The organism is Salinarchaeum sp. IM2453, assembly GCF_019693215.1.
In the GTDB taxonomy this organism is placed as follows: domain Archaea; phylum Halobacteriota; class Halobacteria; order Halobacteriales; family Salinarchaeaceae; genus IM2453.
The window spans coordinates 860,420-878,531 of sequence record NZ_CP081183.1 but is presented as its reverse complement, the minus strand read 5'-3'; the positions used below and the strand labels follow the sequence as shown (position 1 = coordinate 878,531).

Sequence of the window (18,112 nt, the reverse complement as noted above, 5' to 3'; positions counted from 1 at the left end):
TATCTCTCTCTCGAACTCATATCCTTTTATTCCCGCTTGCTCTTCTTTTTGGTATGTCTGATAATCTTGAACGAATTAGTATTACCGTCCCTGAATCGCTTCTTTCCTCATTTGATGAGGTAACTGATGGTTGGGAGTATGACACTCGATCAGAGGCAGTTCGGGATGCAATGCGATCATTTCTTCAACAATATCAAAAAGAAAGGGCTCTCAACCAACCTCAGCGTGGCGCAATCGTTATTTTATATGATCACCACGAAACTGACCTTGATGATCAACTTACTACGATCCAACATGAAATGAATGAGCATATTATTGCTGTGCAGCATATCCACCTCACATCCAATATCTGCATGGAAACGATCGCCATTGACGGTCCAGGAAATGCCATTCAAGACTTAACTACTCGTCTGCGTTCTCTTTCAGGAGTCCTCCACGTTGAAGCAGCTGTGGTTGCTGACTCAGCATGAATATAACTTGGAAGCATATCCTTGGGTGAACAACTTTTCGCAAGTTATAGAACCAGTGCAGCAATATTCTTCGATAATGACTGATCGGAACATTCGTGTTGAGTCAATTGATCGTCGAGCGGTTGAAGATCAAGAAATTGAAATTGTAGAGCGTAAGGGAATCGGTCATCCAGACTCAATCTGTGACGGCGTTGCTGAAGCAGTCTCTCGTGCACTTTCGCAAGCGTATCTGGACCGAGTTGGACAAGTTCTTCATTTCAATACTGATGAAACGCAATTAGTTGCCGGCGAGTCGGTTCCTGCTTTCAACGGTGGAGAAATTCACTCCCCGATTTATTTACTCGTTGTCGGACGAGCCACTCAAGAGTACAACGGTACCAAGATTCCAGCAGAGTCAATTGCACTCTCGGCTGCTAGGGAATATCTCAATGAAAATATTCCGCGGCTTGATGTCGGCAAGGACGTAGTAATTGATGTTCGGTTTGGCGAAGGTAGTGGCGATCTTCAGCAGGTCTTTGGTGATGAGGGTGGGTCAATTCCAATGGCTAACGACACCAGCTTTGGTGTCGGCCATGCTCCACTCTCCGAAACCGAGCAAATTGTGCTTCAGACTGAGCAGCGACTTAATAACGAATTTGCAAACAAAAACCCAGCTCTTGGACCGGATGTTAAAGTAATGGGTAAGCGCGAAGGCGATCACATTGATGTTACAATTGCTGCGGCAATTGTCGATGAGTACATATCAAATCTTGAAGAGTACAAGTCAGTTGTTGATGATATACAGGACTTTGCTGAGCAGGTTGCAGAAGAACACACTGATCGGAGTGTTTCCGTCCACGTTAATACCGCTGACAATTACGAGGAGGAATCGATATATCTCACTGTCAGTGGCACTTCAGCGGAACACGGAGATGATGGTTCCGTTGGACGAGGCAATCGTGTAAGTGGTCTCATTACTCCTAATCGATCGATGTCAATGGAAGCTTCGTCTGGGAAAAACCCAGTCAACCATATCGGAAAAATCTACAATCTCCTGTCAACCGAGATTGCACGCGCCGTAGTTGCCGATGTAGAGGGCATTCGCGATCTCCGTGTTCGGTTGCTCTCACAGATCGGTCGACCAATAGATGATCCACATGTTGCTGATGTTCATGTTGTCACTGAAGAAGGAACTTCTATCGAAGAGCTTGAGAACGATATCATCGAAATTGTGAATCAACAACTTGCTGGTGTCACCTCAGTCACCGAGCAGGTCATCAACGGTGAACTCTCCACCTTCTAAAAACACACAGATAGTCTCTCCAGTTTAGTTCTTCTGCTCTCCTATTAACGACGTATTTGCTTTCTGCTATAAGTTTCTTGAACTATTTCAGTACTATCCAAAAAGAGTTTGTGATGTCCCTGCTAGTATGCGTCTTTTGCGTCTTCGTGTGCTTCATCCAGCAACTCAATTGCTCGGTTGATTGGAAGTGTTATTCCCAGCCGTGATAGTGCTAGTGCTATTGGCATTAGCGCAATTCCAACGACGATACTTGCCTGCAGGAGTGTGAACAGTCCCAGACGGTAGGCCCGTTCTATCATTGAATGTAAGGTTTTGAATGTATCTCCTATATTTAAGCTCTACGCTATATACCGCGCTGAAACGCTCTTATTTACCGATATTTGCCAGTATTGACATTCATAATAAACTCAATCATCTGGATTTGTGTTCATATAATGACAGTATTATACAATGTATATCTGAAAATAATATTTATATTATTCTACTCTTTCGTGTGTACGTGCGCTGTAATATTCCTGTGGCAGTTGCTAATACTGAGCTGTCCTGTGTACAGGCGGTCGAGGCGACTGCCCCGGGGCTTGACCCCGGTGAGTTCACTGTGAACTACTGAGTTACAAAAGTATGAGCCAATCATAGATATTGATGTTCAAATGATGCTTTGTATATATCTTGGTACTACTTACCGCAATCCCGTTCTGTTTCGTAACAATGAGTAACCTCGGGAATCCCATAGATATGCATGAGCAACTATCTCGTTGCGATGGAGGCAGCATGGCTGGTTCGAGATGTTGAATCGGTTGACGACGCTATCGGTGTCGCGGTAAGTGAGGCTGGTAAACGGCTTAACGACAAGGACATGGATTATGTCGAAGTTGATGTCGGACGAACAGATTGTCCAGCGTGTGGTGAACCGTTTGACTCCGCATTCATCGCGGCAGATACTGCATTAGTTGGTCTTGGTCTTGAAATGAAGGTTTTCAATGCTGATACACAGGAGCATGCAGAGCGTATCGCGAAAAGTGAAGTCGGCGGTGCGCTTCGAGATGTTCCGCTTTCGGTGGTTGAAACTATTGAGATGGAAGATGAAGAAGACGAAGATTCTGATAGCTAAGTAACGCGGTCTTTCTCTGACCCGACTGACTGATTCTTCAAGTAGCAACTGCAATGGGCATGACCTCTATAAGGAATAGCAGCGCGAGTACCAGGGCCACCGTGCGTGGGGTACTTCACATCAGTCGGAATAGTTTTGCCTTTTAGTGTCGTTTATTCAAATATGACCCCGCCCTCCATGGATCGTTATCAGATGTCCCTCGTTGACACGTCGAAGAATGCCCAGCCGTAAGCCGATTCGAGCCCTTGTCGTTGATGATTCTCATTTTGTCCGCACTGTCGTTAGTGACATCCTCGAAAAACAGGACATCAATGTCGTTGACACTGCTCGTAATGGTGCTGAAGCCGTTCAAAAAGTGGCGGAACTTAGCCCAGATGTTGTCACAATGGATGTCGAAATGCCGGAGATGGGTGGTATTGAGGCCGTTGATGTAATTATGAATGAGAATCCAACCCCTATCTTAATGCTCAGTGCACACACCGAAGAGGGTGCTCAAACGACATTTGATGCCTTGGAAAAAGGTGCTATAGATTTCTATCCAAAACCTGGTGGGGAAGTATCTACTCGACTATCAAATCACGAAGAAAAATTAGCATCTCTTGTCCGCTCTGTCGCTGCTGCAGAGGTTTCGCAGCGATCAGTAGAACATGAGACGCCTGAGCCTGCCAAGAACAGAACTTATGTAAATTATCCTACTCTTTTAATGGGGTCCTCCACGGGAGGCCCACAGGTTGTCGAACACATCCTCTCTTCGTTACCTGGCAATACTGACCTTCGAATCTTGATCGTTCAACATATGCCTGCTTCATTTACTAGCCGGTTTGCTCGGCGGCTTGACAGTGCCTGTGACTTTGATGTTGTTGAAGGAGAAGATGGTCTCCGAATAGGCGGTGGAGAAGCGGTCGTCGCTCCCGGAGATCGGCACTTGGTTGTAGACTCTTATGCAAGGGGTCGATTACGATTACGCCTTTCTGATGACCCACCTGTCCACAGTAGTCGTCCAGCTGTTGATCCAATGATGAAGAGTGCTGCAGATACGATCACTGACTCTCTTGTTGGTGTTATCCTCACCGGAATGGGCAAAGACGGAGCTGCAGGCATTGAAGCACTGAAGCAAGTTGGTGCAACAACAATTGCACAGGACAAATCAACCTCTGCTGTTGATAGTATGCCTCGCCACGCGATCGAGACAGGGTGTGTTGACTTTGTCAAACCAGACCAATCGATACCGGAGACAATCCTTGAGGCAATCAGCACCTCAGATACATCATGAATGATGAATACCTTGATGCGTTCTTGCAAGAAGCAGATGAACAGATCACACAACTGAACAACTCGCTGCTTGCGTTGGAGTCCGATCCGGATGATGAGTCTGCGATGGAAGAGATATTCCGAACAGCACATACTCTCAAAGGTAACTTTGCAGCGATGGGGTTTGATGCTGCAAGTGATCTTGCACATGCAATCGAAGATCTTCTTGATGAAATCCGTGCTGGCAATATTGCAGTTACCTCTGAACGAATGGATCTCATTTTTGCAGGTGTTGATCAAATTGAAACTGCTGTAGACCAGATCGGTGACACTGGAGAAACGCAAATCGATCCCAATTCACTCATTAACGATCTTCGGACAGAGATTGATCAATCTGATACTGAGCAAAAAAAACCAGATTCGTCATCTGCTTCATCACTTAGCGCGTATACGATTGATGCTAACCAGGTTGATCACCACGCACATGAACTAACGATCACTCTTGATCCCGGAGAAATCAAAGGTGTTGACGCAATGCTTGTTCTTGAAACAATTGAAGAAGAATCCATTCTCCTTGATACTGATCCTCGTAGGGATGCCATTGAAGATGGCGAGTTCGAAGATACATTTGCTGCTGTTGTAGATGTGTCTGCTCCCGATGATCTCGTTGATGAACTTGAGTCGAACTCATCTGTCGATAATATTGACATAAACAAGCTTGATCAACAAGATCCAGATCCGGATTCTTCAGAGTCAACTACCAACCTGGACCAATCAATGACGACTGATCGATCTGAGCCTTCCGCTGCTGTCAGTGAAATCGAAAGCGTTCGTGTCGATGTAGATCAACTTGATCATCTCTATCGTCTTGTTGAACAATTCGTAACAGGTCATGTTAGGCTTGAGCGGGCCGTTGAGAACAAAGATATTGCAAGTATTGAGGAGAATGTAGAAGAACTCGGAAAAACAACCGAGACACTCCAAGATACAGTCATTGATATGCGGCTTGTTCCATTTGATACGGTCGTTGGCAAGTTTCCTCGGCTCGTTCGCGACCTTGCTCGAGATCAAAATAAAGAAATTCAATTCACAATCTCTGGTCGAGACGTTGAAATTGACCGGTCTATACTGTCTGAACTTGGCGACCCGCTCACGCACTTACTTCGGAATGCGGTTGATCACGGAATTGAACCGCCAGAAGAGCGTAAAGATGCTGGAAAACCGCCAGAGGGGAACGTGGAACTCCGAGCAAGACGAGAGCGTGATCATGTTATAATTGAAATTGATGACGACGGCGCCGGACTTGATGTCGAAGATATTAAGGAAACCGCAATTGAGCAGGGCGTCCGCACTGCGGATGAACTTGAACGGATGTCCGAATCTGAACTATATGATTTGGTCTTCCATCCCGGATTTTCTACTTCAGACGAAGTTACTGATGTTAGCGGACGTGGTGTCGGTATGGATGTTGTGTATCAGACCATCTCTAAGCTTGATGGCTCAATCAATGTAGAGAGTGAACTTGGAAAGGGGACTACCGTTACGCTTGAACTTCCGGTCACTATGGCCATTGTTGAAGTGTTGATTCTACAGGTTGGTGACGAAGAATATGGTATCCCAATAAAACACGTTGATGAAATTACGACACGCGACTCCTTGTCGACCCTTGATAATAATCTTATCATGGAGTATGAAGATGATATTTATCGCGTGATTGAATTATCTGACAACTTTGACGTTCCAAATGCTGGCGCTGGTGAAAAGGTCATCCGTGTTGACCGTGACGAGCGAAGAGTCGCACTTACCTGCGATGACGTTCGTGCACAACAAACTGTCGTTGTCAAGCCGCTTGAAGGATTGCTTAGCGGAACACCGGGATTGAGTGGAACTGCAATACTCGGCGATGGAGAAATCATGTACTTGATTGACGCTGGTACACTCTGATACTCTCTTAGCCGTTGAACGCTTTTGTGTATTGATATCCAACCATCATACATCAAACACACATTAACGATAATATGAGCACACCAACCTCAATTGATACCGATCAAAAATACATCGAAATTACGCTTGGAGATGAAAGGTACGCCTTCGATGTCTCCTATACCGAAGAAATTGTAGAAAGAGAGACGATTACCCGCATGCCGAACACTCCTGACTGCGTTAAAGGACTTATTGATCTTCGTGGTAGAGTCACTACCGTTCTTGATCCAACTGATGTACTTGATATTGACAACGAAGGGACCGATACAAAACTGATTATTATCTTTGATACAGAGCAATTTAACGATCAACAAGGAAACATTGGCTGGATTGTCGATGACGTACAACGTGTTTCGGAAATAAACTCGGAACACGCAATCGATCCTCCAGAACAACAAACGTGGATGGAAGCTGTCGTTTCTGATCCTGACTCTTCCGATGATGAATATACAATTATTATTTCGCCCGAATTAGTCGTCTCTCGCGTCGAGGAAGCTATTGAAGAATATCAGGTTGGACAGACTCCGAAATAATATTTCTCTAACTTCCATAGGCTACGTCCCCGTCCTCAAGGAGTGCACGACGGAAGTGAGTAAGCAGAAGTAGTTTACTAGTCAAGTGGAGCTCTGAGAGTACATTGATCCGATACTTCTGCCTGTCTGTTTTGTGGTATTCTGTACCATAATCTTTAATTATAACTAATAGTAATTGTATATATGGACTTACCTACACCGGCTGACCTACGCGAGCGACGGGTTGATCTTGGATTAACTCAGAGTGAGCTCGCCGATGCTGCGGAAGTTTCCCAGCCGCTAATTGCTCGTATTGAAGGTGGAGATGTTGATCCTCGGTTATCAACACTTCGTAAGATAGTCAATGCCCTTGAAGAAGCAGAAGGAGGCGTCGTTAGAGCGGAGGATCTTATGCACACAGATGTCGTTCATGTCGTACCTGATGATCCTGTAAGCACCGCTGTTCAGAAAATGAATGAAGAAGCTTTCTCTCAACTTCCTGTTCTTCGCGAAGGAATCCCAGTTGGCTCAATTAGTCAGAGCGAACTTGTGGATGTTGATGAACACGCTCGAGATGATCCTGTGAGCGAGCACATGACAGAAAGCTTCCCAACTGTTTCTCCCGATGCAACACTCAACGAACTGCGTGGCCTTCTCGATCACTACAAAGCTGCTATTGTTACAAAAAACGGAGACACTGTCGGGATTATTACCGAGGCAGATATCGCTGCTCGACTTTCTTAGCAGTTGTTGGCAATGGGGATGATGTTATTCAGCTTGACGCTGTTCCGGGACGACCTTTTTTAGCGGACTCTGATAATTCTCTCTCTTGAACTTCCCCGATTTCGAGTGGGGCCAGTCACTCCCGTTGAAACGAAGACAAAAAACCAGATAGAAGAGTCGAGGTCGGAGCCCTAACAAGTGAACACTGATTGGAAGAATTCCGCAGTGTCTCCGTCGCTTAGATCAAATGAAGTGAAGGCCTCGGGGGTCAGATCAGTCGAGAATATTCAATTTTTGTGATCACGAAAACCTCCGATTCTCGGAGTCCCCAAGGCAATCGGCTGCCTTTTCTGTAGATCACATGGCCGATTTCATCAACTCCTATTCGTCTACAGCGTCTTTTCGCATCTCACCAAATGCGGCGGTTGCATCTGCTGGCACATCGAAGTCATGGAAGTGGTCGCCGCGTTCCTTTGTCAGGATGTTTAGCGCTGCTGCGGCTCCATCACCTGCTGAAATTACTGCTTGCCACTCCTCAGCACGTACCATTGCTCCTGTTGCGTACGCATCGTTAATCGAGGTCTCCATGGTAACATCAACATTTACAGTACCATTTTCGTTAAATTCACACCCTATCTCTTCTGCAAGACTTCTATCAGCACCTGTCGCTAATACGAGATAATCTGATGTTATCTCCCCTTCTTCTGAAGTGATGTGGAACTCCTCCCCATCTACCTCAACGCCTGTCACCTCATGATCCTGCTTCAAATCCACCCCAAAGTCTTCTGCTTGCTGCCGGGCAATTTCTATAAACTCTGAACCTCCAACTGAGCCTATCCCTAAGTAATTGAACAGGTGTGCCTTGTGCATCCATGTCCCGTCAGTGTCGTATACTGTAACGTCCAGTCCATTTTTACTAGCAAATACGCCTGCGCTTAGGCCGGCGGGACCACCACCGACTATTGTAACTGATGCCATAGATCAAAATTATGACTCAGAACGGTAAATTCTATCGGCAGTTTCAATTTCCTGATGAATATAAATGCCATACAGAAAGAAACTCCTGTATATTTCTGTCATTATATCGGACAAATGGCTGTACAGGCTACAGAGGTGAATGAAAGGGGCTTGACCCCGAGCAGTTGACGCTAAGCAAGTGAACTGTGATGTCTACTCTATTTTGATATCTCGAATAGATACCCCTGACCCAGCGGCTACTTCTCCAATAACCTGGCCGTCAACCGTTTCTGCCAGTGCCTCTGCTTGCTCTTCTGAAACAGCCATTACAAATCCAGTACCCATATTAAATGTTCGATGCATCTCTTCACGGCTAACGTTACCACACTCTTGGATTAGCTCAAATATTGGTTGCGCAGGGAATGGGTTTGTAATCTCATAATGGAATTCGCCCATCCGAGTGAGGTTCGCCCACCCTCCTCCAGTAATGTGTGCAGCAGCACGTACTTCATAAGATCGCATTGGCTCAAGGAGGTCAGTGTATATTTGTGTTGGCTCAAGTAGTACTTCTCCAATTGTTCTGGATGTGTCGTGTGGATACTTGTCTGTGTACTCATACTCCTTTGTGATTGCTTTTCGAGCCAGTGTCAGTCCATTTGAGTGGATGCCATTTGATGGAACTCCCACGAGCTTATCACCTGGCTGGGCTTTTCCCTCCAATACGTCATCTTTGTCGGCAATCCCGACACAGGCCCCTGCTAAGTCAAATCCTGAAATTACTTCTGGCAGTACAGCTGTCTCACCTCCTAACAATGAAATGTTTGCCAGTTTAGCACCTCTGGCTAAGCCCTCTCCGATTTGCTCAGTCATTGTTTCGCTCGGAGATTCCACAGCAAGGTAATCAACAAATGCAATTGGATCCACACCTGCAGCTACCAGATCGTTGACATTCATTGCGATACAGTCAATCCCAATGGTCGAGTAATCTTTGATCGCTTCCGCGACGAGAAGCTTTGTTCCGACCCCGTCTGTTGCCAAGGCAAGATACTGATCTCCAATTTCCAGCATACCGGCGTATTCTGTATCGACAACATTTCCTACAGCATTGAGCAACGCACTTGTCGCTGCCTCGCTTTCCTCAATATCAACCCCGACCTCTGAGTATGTTAGCCCATTCTCTGAATTGGTCATGCACGAGTGACTGTTCGGTGTAGTCAAAAGCCCACCGGTCGATTTGTTTCCACTTAGCTGATTGCAGACGCTCTGCCGCCGTCCTCAAGAGTGATTACCCGACACAAGTAGAACGATGTAGTTCATAAACCGTTATTCGGCTGTCGCTCTTTTGTTTTACCACTAGAATAATGTCAGACTTACAACGAAGAATTCGTAAATGGTTTACCATTGAGGGAGACACGGCGACCGAGCGCATTCGTAATGGCCTACCTCAACTCGTGGTTATTGTACTTGCGGTGTGGCTTGGAGCTGTTGTCTTGTATCAGGTTACCGCCACTGTCATTGACCCAATTACTGCGACGTTAGTCCTCCTTATCGGAGGACTCTATATTGGTCTGAAACTGCGGAACTTCCTTCTTGATAGTACGTAGTTCGCTGTGTATTCTCTTACTTTTTGACCTTCTTTAACTGCTCTGCTAAGTATTCCGGTGCTGGCACATCCTCCGCTTCCACAAAACGAGCGATTTCTTTTCCGTCTTTTTCGATAATAATTGTTGGAATTAACTCGACTCCGTATTCTTCTACTTTTGTTCCTTCTTTCTCTTTATTGACTGGATATACCTCAACTGATTCACGTGGAATTCCTGCAGCAGCGACGAGTGCTGCAAATGGTGGTAATTGTTCTTGACAGTCGACACACCAATCACTACCCCAAATCTTGACTGCAATTGTGTCAGCCTGGGACTCAAATACTTCGACTGTTTCTTCCGTCGGCTTATACTCGCTTTTTTCCGGGTCCATCACATCAAGTTCCATAATACACATTAGGACCAAGCAGACCTAAACACTTTCTCGCGAAGGATTGTCAAGTGAATCTCACAATGTGATGTGTGGTAACTGTCACAGACCTGAACGAAATAACTGATGAATAAGCAGAATTGTTTATATGTCGATTGTTCTAATAGTATGTTATGAACGTAGCTGAAGCAATGACTCCACGTTCGTCAGTTGTCACTGTTGAGATTCCTGGTTCTCGTGATGATGCTCTTGAATATCTCCAGAACCGAGAATTTTCATCAGTTCCAGTTGTCAAACCTACCGATGATGGTGAAGAATATCGAGGTATTGTAACTCGAGAAAGTCTCATTGAGCGTCCCGACGAAGATCAATTAGCTCTGTTAATGGATGACGAAATACCGACAGTTGCCCCTGATGCTTCTATCACAGATGCTGCTAGTCTTATGTTCACTGAAGAAGAGCGTAGGCTGCCCGTTGTAGACGACTCGTTTGAAGGCATAATCACTGTTACCGATGTTGTCCGCTCGATCGCAGAGGGTGAAGTTGGTGATGATACTCCTGTCGGTGATATTGCGACTCGTGAAATTATGACCACACATACGGATACGCCGATTGGTGCGGCTGAGCGACAACTTTTCTATGCAAATGTGCCATATGCCATCGTTCTTGATGACAGCGGTGGAATGGCTGGCATTGTTACCTCTGTTGACATCCTTCGCACTGCTGAGATTGTTGAGGGATCAGAATCGACTGGCAACAGTTTTGCTGACCAAGATAACGAGTGGATGTGGGAAGGGATCAAAGGTGTTGGAAGTCGAACCCTCCCAACCCGGAACGTTGAACTCCCGTCAATTGCTGTCGATGAACTCATGACTGATGATGTTATCACAATTGCGACAAACAAATCCATTCAGGATGCAGCCCAGACTATGATCACTCACGATATTGAGCAAATCCCTCTTGTTTCCGGTGACAAACTCGTTGGAATCGTTAGGGACATTGACCTCCTCCGTGCATTGTAATATATGGGTGAAACTACTGACAAGCTTACCGAACTTGCAAAGCGTAGAGGATTTTTCCTCCAATCCAGTGGCGCCTACGGCGGCGTTGCTGGGTTCTATACATTTGGTCCACATGGCGCTACTCTCAAACAGAATATCGAGAACGCATGGCGTGAGCGGTTTGCGCTCGAAGAAGGCCATCAAGAGGTAGATGCTCCTACCGTAATGCCCGAAGATGTATTTGAGGCGTCTGGCCACCTTGACGGGTTTGACGATATGCTGATCGAGTGTGGCGATTGTGGTGCTACTCACCGCGCTGACCATCTGATTGAAGATAATACTGATATCGAAGATGCGGAAGCACTGCCGCTGGATGAAGTTGAGTCTCTTGTCGCAGAACACGATATTGTTTGTCCAGACTGCGGTGCCAGCCTTGCAAGTCGGTCTGTTGAAGATTTCAACCTTATGTTTAAGACTAACATTGGCCCCGGATCTTCTGATCCTGGCTATCTAAGACCAGAAACAGCACAGGGTATATTTGTTGAATTTCCTCTGCTCAAAGAGTATGCCCGAGGACAGCTCCCATTCGGAGTCACTCAAGTTGGTCGTGCATACCGCAATGAAATTAGTCCTCGTAAATCTATTATTCGGGTACGAGAATTCACGCAGGCTGAACTGGAACTATTCATTGATCCAGAAGAAGATTCCCCGGATATCAACTCCGTGGCTGATGAAACACTGTCTCTTTACCCGGTGACTGAACAGAACAAAGAAGATGGACAGGTCATCAATCGGACGGTTCGTGAGGCGATTGATGAAGGCATCATCGAGAGTCCTTGGATTGCATACTATCTCGGTATTTCCAAACAATGGTACCAGTCAATTGGTGTTGATATGGACCGATTCCGGTTCCGTCAGCATCTTAGCGGCGAACGAGCTCACTATGCGGCTGATTGCTGGGACGCTGAGGCATATGCAACTGGTGATTGGATTGAGCTTTCTGGCTTTGCCTATCGAGGAGATTATGACCTTCGGAAACACGATGAGTACAGCAACGAAGAGTTCACAATCTTCAAACAGTACGATGAACCTATAACGGTCGAGCGCCCGACTGTTGATCCGGATATGAGCGCTCTCGGCCCAGAATTTGGTGGCGACGCTGCTGCTATTGCTGATGAACTTGAGCGACTTACCGAAGATAATCCGACAGTCTTCGAAACTGCTGATGACTCTGTCACTGTCGATATTGACGACGTCACCTATGATGTTCCACTTGAACACGTTAACTACTCAATAGAGGAACAGACTGAATCAGGCGAACATATCCTCCCCCATGTAATTGAGCCATCGTTCGGTGTTGATCGTATTATCTACACTGTGCTTGAACACGCTTATCGTGAGGATACGGTCGATGATGAACAGCGCTCTTATCTTGCATTAGATCCACAGGTTGCTCCGACGACCGTTGGCGTGTTCCCACTTATGACTCAAGACGGTCTGGATGAGGTCGCCAGTGATGTTGCAGAAGAACTTCGCCGCTCTGGACTGTCTGTTGCCTATGATGAGTCTGGCGCTATTGGACGCCGATACCGTCGTCAAGATGAAATTGGCACACCATTCTGTGTCACTGTTGACTACCAGACACTTGATGATGACACGGTGACCATCCGCGAGCGGGATACGACGGAACAGGTACGAGCTCCGCTTGACGACTTATCCACTATCCTTAGTAATCTTCGGGACGGTGAACTGAGATTTTCTGAGATAGTCAACGAATGAAACAGAACGCAGATAGAGTACAGACTCAGGGACTTCTCAACTCGATTAAAGGGGAAGTTGGACGACGGCTTGTCCATTCCTCAGGAGCCGTTATTCCTCTTGCGTATCTTGCTGGTGTCGAATGGCAGTACATTCAAATAGCCACCATTGTTCTTGTTCTCGGTGCAGCAGTTCTGGAGACGATTCGTCTCCAGATTGGCCTTCAGTGGTGGATCTATGAACATCTCACTCGAGAGTATGAACAAGATAGCATTGCTGGGTATGCGCTTTATGCAGTCGGAATGGCAACTGTTGCACTCCTATTCTCGCCAGAGATTGCTGTTCCGGCGATGTTAATTCTGGCAATTGCTGATCCAATTGCTGGTGCGCTTGCTGGAGAAGACCCAATACCAATCAAACGACCAGTAGCACTTATCGGTATGTTTCTTTTGTCGTTTTTGTTTGCTGTGCTCTTTCTTCCAACGGTCGTAGCTGTTGTTGTTGGTGTTGCTGCCACGATTGCTGATGGCGTTTTCATGGAGATTCGTGGATTTGTTATTGATGATAATCTCTCTTTGCCGATCTTTGCTGCTGTTGGCGGTTGGATCGCTTCAATAATTATATAATCACATTTTATATCTTGTTGCGAAATGCTCCACACTAGTGTCAGTCACGGGAATTCCGGCTTACAGAGGTTCAAGGCGAACACCCATCGGTTCTAGCCGTGTGGAGGAGGCCAACGGAGAATCAAAGAGAAAGTTCCGTTTTAGCACGTATATTTGGCGGACAAAGGCGACTTTTTCCACAGAGGAAACGGATAATATCGGAATTTGGGCAACGCTATGTCTGATGGGACTCCCCGCTTCAGCCGGGGATGGAGGTCACTTTCACCGTGGTATATGAACTCTTTTGCAGACTGGAACTATAATAGATTTACATGGCGACACAGGACGGACAAGCATATATTGATCACCCACTCCTTACCTCGAAGACGGTTGAACGTAGACTCTACCAGTTGCGATTAGCAAACCGTGCACTTGAGAATCATACGCTTGTCTGCCTTCCTACCGGCCTTGGAAAGACGACAGTAAGCCTTCTTGTTACCGTCCGCCGCCTTGAGGAGGTTGGTGGAAAGATTCTCTTGCTTGCTCCGACAAAGCCGCTTGTCCAACAACACGCAACCTTCTACCGTGAGGCACTGCGTATGGATGAAGACGATGTTGTTGTCTTTACTGGTGATGTTCGACCAGATGATCGGGAAGAGCTTTGGACTACATCCCAAATTGTTATTGCAACTCCACAAGTTATCGAGAATGACCTCATTGGCGGACGAATCTCGCTTCAATCCGTTACACACTGCACTTTTGATGAGTGTCATCGTGCGACCGGAGATTACGCATATACCTATATCGCAGAGCGATATCATGAGGACGCTGACCAGCCCCTTGTTACTGGCATGAGCGCATCACCTGGAAGTGACAAAGATGAGATTGTCACTATTTGCTCGAATCTTGGCATCAAGTCTGTCGATGTGATGACAGAAGATGATGCCGATGTTGATTCGTATACACATGCAACTGAAATTGACTGGGAACAAGTAACCCTTCCAGATGACTTAGCCGATATTCGAGATCTGCTTGTTGATGTGATTAAACAACGACTCGGGACGCTCCGTGAACTCGGAATCACCAACCGTTCCGATCCTGATCTTTCACAGAAAGATCTCAATAAACTGCGTGGAAAGATCCAAGAGCTGATCGATAATGACAATTCAGCCGGCTATCAGGCGATGTCAATCCACGCTGAGATTATGAAGATTCGGCGTGCTCGTGAGTTAATCGAAACACAATCTGTCGAAGCACTTGAGCGATACTTCGACCGTCAGCAACAGGCTGCTCGTTCTTCAGGGGCGTCTAAAGCAAGTCAACGATTTATCTCAGACGGGAAAATTCTTGAGGCTATACGGCGTGTTGAGGACTTCGATGGTCGACACCCAAAGTTTGAACGTGCTCGTGCCCGTCTCGCTGAGACACTTGGGATCGATGGTGGAGACAGAGCAATTGTATTCACTGAGTCTCGGGATACAGCTGAAGTTCTAACGGAAATCCTCGGTGAGAGCTTTGACACTCATCGATTTGTCGGACAGGGAGACAAAGAACATTCTGACGGGATGACACAAAAAGAACAACAGGAAACGCTTGATGCCTTTCGTGCAGGCGACTTTGAAGTTCTTGTTTCAACCTCCGTAGCGGAAGAGGGACTCGATGTTCCTGAAGTCGATCTTGTTCTGTTCTACGAACCTGTTCCAACGGCAATTCGATCGATACAGCGCAAAGGTCGTACTGGTCGCCAAGCAAAGGGAGCGGTTGTTGTGCTTATGACCGAAGATACCCGGGATGAGGCATTCTTCTGGATGTCTCGACGACGTGAACAGAAAATGCAAGAAGAGCTCAGAGAACTCAAGTCAATGACCGATGAGCTAAACTCTGAATTGTCCCAGGCCAATCTTACAAACTTCTCCTCTGGAGATCGGCCTGATTCTAGTTCTGTTTCGAACAATACTGGCTCTAAGAGTACAAATGCTGACTCTGGTCAGAGCCAGGCAACATTGCAGCAAACAATCTCTTCTGTAACAGAACAAAGTGATAACGCCGATAGCGCATCCTCTGATGATACTCCAGTTCCTGCTACTGATGAACTTGAAGTTGTCGTTGACCAACGGGAGCTCCACTCGACAGTTGCTCGCCAACTGTCGAAGCGTAGTGATATCCAAACCCGTCTTGAGACGCTCAGCGTTGGAGATTACATCTGCTCTGATCGGGTCGCAGTTGAGCGAAAAACAGTTGATGACTTCCTTGACACGCTTTTGGGAGAAGAACGTTCACTTTTCGAACAAGCTAGTGACCTTACTCGCCACTATCCTCGGTCGGTATTTCTCATTGAGGGAGATAACCTATACGAAAAGCGGGATGTCCACCCTAATGCAATCCGCGGATCATTAACCTCTCTGGCTGTTGACTTTGGCGTCAGCGTTCTATTCAGTTCCGATGAAGACGACACCACGAAGATTATCTCGACGATTACTACCCGAGAGCAAGAACACAACGATAGAACCATCAGCGTTCACGGCGAAAAGCAGGCTAAAACTCTGTCTGAACAGCAGGAGTATGTAGTCGCCTCAATTGCTGAAATTGGCCCTGTTACAGCTAGATCATTGCTTTCTGAGTTTGGGTCTGTAGAAGCTGTCATGACTGCTGATAAGCAGACACTCATGGAAGCAGAAGGTGTTGGCGAGGTAACTGCTGAACGAATCCGAGATGTCGTTGGATCTCAGTATCAATAGTCAAAAAATATTTGCGAAGTTCTATATTGCCAAGTCTTAGTCTGGTTCCCAAGGTCGGCTGAACAGAGATACTGTGTCCTTGACACCTACTTCTGTGTCTGTTTTAGTGTTCCAAGTGTGTCGGCCGCTTCGTTTGCAGCCTCAAGATGTTCTTTTGCTTTTCGTGGATCGCTTGTCGACGCAGCGTGCTTAGCGTGTGTGTTTAATGCCTGGACAAGTGCTTTGTACCCCTCTTCCAGATCTGTATCCGCAATCTCAACAGTTTGCTCTTCGTCCGACTCTGAGTATGGTTGCTCAGTCTGGGTTGACAACTCAGCATCTTCCATCTCTTTGATTGTTGTTTCACCAGTTATTTGAATCGGGTTCTTTTCCTCTTCTTCCTGTATTTCTTTTTCTTTCTGATTCTCTTCTGGGTTTCCTTGACAGTTTGGACAGAATTCTTGTCCATTCATCCGGAAGATCGGATTCCCACACTCACTGCAATGCTTGTTTGTCATTGTTGCACCCTTCAGCAGCAACTCACTCATCTGCTCGGCTGATTTTCGTTTTTTCTCTTCTTCTTGGAACCGCTTACGCAATTTCTCACGTTCAGCTTCCTTGTCGAAATCGCTCATATCTATAAGAAGGTAACTTGGAATTAAAAGTCGTCTGTCTTCTTACAGCTGGTCTAAATAATTACTGCCTCCACCAATTCGACTATCGTCGAATATTTTTAACGGCAGATGTCTGTTTTAAAACCACTTTTCGAAGCGTTTAACAAATGGAAATGTGACATTTGGCATAGTATGACGAAGGTAAGCGTAGTTGGTGCCGCGGGCACTGTTGGTGCCGCGGCCGGCTACAATATCGCGTATCGTGACATTGCTGATGAACTGGTTTTTGTAGATATTCCGGACAAGGAAGACGAGACAATCGGTGAAGCAGCGGATACCAACCACGGTGTTGCATACGATTCAAACACGACTGTCCGGCAAGGAGACTACTCTGATACCGCTGGCTCAGATGTTGTCGTTATCACAGCTGGTATCCCTCGTCAACCTGGCCAGACCCGTATTGATTTGGCTGAAGATAATGCTCCGATTATGGAGGATATCCAATCTTCATTGGCAGAGTACAACGAAGATTTCATTACTGTCACTACTTCCAATCCTGTTGATCTCCTTAATCGTCATCTCTACGAATCTGGATCCCGTTCTCGAGAGCAGGTTATTGGATTTGGTGGCCGACTTGACTCTGCTCGGTTCAGATATGTGCTATCGGAACGGTTTGAGGTACCGGTCCAGAATATAGATGCAACAATCTTGGGTGAACACGGTGATGCACAGGTTCCTGTCTTCTCGAAAGTCCGAGTAAACGGGACGGATCCAGCATTCTCCGCTGATGAACGCGAAGAAATTCTATCTGATCTTCAAGCATCCGCAATGGATGTGATCGAGCGTAAAGGTGCAACACAGTGGGGACCAGCTACCGGTGTTGCTCACATTGTTGAATCGATCCTTCATGATACTGGAGAAGTACTTCCATGCTCCGTTGCCCTCGATGGTGAATATGGATATGATGATACTGCGATGGGCGTACCGGTTAAACTTGGCTCTGATGGAGTTGAAGAGGTAATTGAGTGGGACCTTAACGAAGAAGAATACGAACTCCTTGATGACGCTGCAGAAAAACTCTCTGATCAATACGAAAAAATCTCGTAATCCCATTCCGAACGCACAAGTGAACTCTGACTTGATTGTAGCAGGTTAAT

The 18,112-nt window shown here is 46.3% G+C and carries 18 protein-coding genes; 13 read left to right on the top strand and 5 right to left on the bottom strand.

Annotation, left to right across the window (positions count from 1 at the left end):
* Positions 1-53 precede the first annotated feature (53 nt).
* The gene (nikR, locus tag K0C01_RS04115; protein ID WP_221170773.1) at positions 54-470 is read left to right on the top strand and encodes a nickel-responsive transcriptional regulator NikR; all 417 of its coding nucleotides are present in this window, start codon (positions 54-56) and stop codon (positions 468-470) included.
* A gap of 76 nt (positions 471-546) precedes the next feature.
* Complete coding sequence (locus K0C01_RS04110; protein ID WP_221170772.1) at positions 547-1,752, top strand: methionine adenosyltransferase; 1,206 nt, start codon at positions 547-549, stop codon at positions 1,750-1,752.
* 122 nt (positions 1,753-1,874) lie between these two features.
* Here the strand turns inward: K0C01_RS04110 and K0C01_RS04105 are convergent, their stop codons facing one another.
* A complete protein-coding gene (locus K0C01_RS04105; RefSeq protein ID WP_221170771.1) occupies positions 1,875-2,051 on the bottom strand; it encodes a hypothetical protein in 177 nt (58 codons plus the stop codon).
* Between the two features lie 440 nt (positions 2,052-2,491).
* Between K0C01_RS04105 and K0C01_RS04100 the strand changes: the two genes are divergently transcribed.
* From K0C01_RS04100 to K0C01_RS04080, 5 genes are all read left to right on the top strand, one after another.
* Positions 2,492-2,863 carry a DUF555 domain-containing protein gene (locus K0C01_RS04100; protein ID WP_221170770.1) on the top strand — a complete coding sequence of 124 codons (372 nt, stop codon included), beginning with the start codon at positions 2,492-2,494 and terminating at the stop codon, positions 2,861-2,863.
* Between the two features lie 217 nt (positions 2,864-3,080).
* The gene (locus K0C01_RS04095; protein ID WP_221170769.1) at positions 3,081-4,136 is read left to right on the top strand and encodes a protein-glutamate methylesterase/protein-glutamine glutaminase; all 1,056 of its coding nucleotides are present in this window, start codon (positions 3,081-3,083) and stop codon (positions 4,134-4,136) included.
* A complete protein-coding gene (locus K0C01_RS04090) occupies positions 4,133-6,058 on the top strand; it encodes a chemotaxis protein CheA (RefSeq protein ID WP_221170768.1) in 1,926 nt (641 codons plus the stop codon). The genes K0C01_RS04095 and K0C01_RS04090 overlap by 4 nt, the downstream gene beginning before the upstream one ends.
* 74 nt (positions 6,059-6,132) lie before the next feature.
* Positions 6,133-6,630 (top strand): chemotaxis protein CheW, encoded by a 498-nt coding sequence (locus K0C01_RS04085; protein ID WP_221170767.1) that lies wholly within the window; start codon positions 6,133-6,135, stop codon positions 6,628-6,630.
* 183 nt (positions 6,631-6,813) lie between these two features.
* Positions 6,814-7,353 carry a CBS domain-containing protein gene (locus K0C01_RS04080; protein WP_221170766.1) on the top strand — a complete coding sequence of 180 codons (540 nt, stop codon included), beginning with the start codon at positions 6,814-6,816 and terminating at the stop codon, positions 7,351-7,353.
* A 360-nt stretch (positions 7,354-7,713) separates the two neighbouring features.
* On the opposite strand, the gene K0C01_RS04075 is transcribed toward K0C01_RS04080, so the two are convergent.
* Entirely contained in the window at positions 7,714-8,310 is a 597-nt protein-coding gene (locus K0C01_RS04075; RefSeq protein WP_221170765.1) for an NAD(P)/FAD-dependent oxidoreductase, read from the bottom strand.
* Between the two features lie 192 nt (positions 8,311-8,502).
* A complete protein-coding gene (gene purM / locus K0C01_RS04070) occupies positions 8,503-9,480 on the bottom strand; it encodes a phosphoribosylformylglycinamidine cyclo-ligase (RefSeq protein WP_221170764.1) in 978 nt (325 codons plus the stop codon).
* Positions 9,481-9,650: 170 nt separating this feature from the next.
* Here purM and K0C01_RS04065 point away from each other — a divergent pair, with 170 nt between their 5' ends.
* The gene (locus K0C01_RS04065; RefSeq protein WP_221170763.1) at positions 9,651-9,893 is read left to right on the top strand and encodes a hypothetical protein; all 243 of its coding nucleotides are present in this window, start codon (positions 9,651-9,653) and stop codon (positions 9,891-9,893) included.
* A gap of 16 nt (positions 9,894-9,909) precedes the next feature.
* Here K0C01_RS04065 and K0C01_RS04060 read toward each other — a convergent pair whose 3' ends face one another.
* Positions 9,910-10,278 carry a thioredoxin family protein gene (locus tag K0C01_RS04060; protein WP_221170762.1) on the bottom strand — a complete coding sequence of 123 codons (369 nt, stop codon included), beginning with the start codon at positions 10,276-10,278 and terminating at the stop codon, positions 9,910-9,912.
* Positions 10,279-10,433: 155 nt separating this feature from the next.
* Between K0C01_RS04060 and K0C01_RS04055 the strand changes: the two genes are divergently transcribed.
* The 4 genes from K0C01_RS04055 (at position 10,434) to K0C01_RS04040 (ending at position 16,362) form a co-directional block, all read left to right on the top strand.
* On the top strand, positions 10,434-11,282 hold the full coding sequence (locus tag K0C01_RS04055) for a CBS domain-containing protein (protein WP_221170761.1): 849 nt from the start codon (positions 10,434-10,436) through the stop codon (positions 11,280-11,282).
* A gap of 3 nt (positions 11,283-11,285) precedes the next feature.
* Positions 11,286-13,040: a glycine--tRNA ligase gene (gene glyS / locus K0C01_RS04050; protein WP_221170760.1), complete on the top strand. Its 1,755-nt coding sequence runs from the start codon at positions 11,286-11,288 to the stop codon at positions 13,038-13,040.
* On the top strand, positions 13,037-13,645 hold the full coding sequence (locus tag K0C01_RS04045) for a diacylglycerol/polyprenol kinase family protein (RefSeq protein ID WP_255568380.1): 609 nt from the start codon (positions 13,037-13,039) through the stop codon (positions 13,643-13,645). Before glyS ends, K0C01_RS04045 begins: the two co-directional genes overlap by 4 nt.
* 311 nt (positions 13,646-13,956) lie before the next feature.
* Entirely contained in the window at positions 13,957-16,362 is a 2,406-nt protein-coding gene (locus tag K0C01_RS04040) for a DEAD/DEAH box helicase (RefSeq protein WP_221170759.1), read from the top strand.
* Between the two features lie 86 nt (positions 16,363-16,448).
* Here K0C01_RS04040 and K0C01_RS04035 read toward each other — a convergent pair whose 3' ends face one another.
* Positions 16,449-16,976 (bottom strand): Sjogren's syndrome/scleroderma autoantigen 1 family protein, encoded by a 528-nt coding sequence (locus tag K0C01_RS04035; RefSeq protein ID WP_221170758.1) that lies wholly within the window; start codon positions 16,974-16,976, stop codon positions 16,449-16,451.
* A 171-nt stretch (positions 16,977-17,147) separates the two neighbouring features.
* On the opposite strand from K0C01_RS04035, the gene mdh reads away from it, so the two are divergent.
* Positions 17,148-18,062: a malate dehydrogenase gene (gene mdh, locus K0C01_RS04030; protein WP_221170757.1), complete on the top strand. Its 915-nt coding sequence runs from the start codon at positions 17,148-17,150 to the stop codon at positions 18,060-18,062.
* Positions 18,063-18,112: the final 50 nt, after the last annotated feature.